Below are 281 nucleotides of genomic sequence, written 5' to 3' on the forward strand. Positions count from 1 at the left end.
GGTCAATGACAAGAAAGTCACTGACGTCTTCCAGGGCCAGACAGAAGTGATGCCAGACGCCCTTGTGGTAGTTCACGCCTTGTCCCGGTTGCGCCAGAAAGGCTTTCACTTTGTCGGCGTCGAAGTCTCCGGGAGGCGCCACCACCACCAGATAAGGGCGGGGGCTTAGTGGGTAAAACGCCTGACTGCCCAGTGGGTGCCGCTCCATGATGCGGAGACTGATCGGTTGCGCTAAGGGCGTGGAACGAAACAGGCTGATAATGGGCGCGCCATCGGACTCC

1 protein-coding gene is annotated in these 281 nt (G+C 59.4%); it reads right to left on the bottom strand.

Features of this window, described 5'->3' with window-relative positions; all coding sequences use genetic code 11:
- A partial coding sequence (locus E0702_RS17025) for an ureidoglycolate lyase (RefSeq protein ID WP_205742035.1) occupies positions 1-281 on the bottom strand: 281 nt, incomplete at both ends.

Source organism: Halomonas marinisediminis (assembly GCF_004347715.1).
GTDB classification, from domain to species: Bacteria; Pseudomonadota; Gammaproteobacteria; order Pseudomonadales; family Halomonadaceae; genus Halomonas; species Halomonas icarae.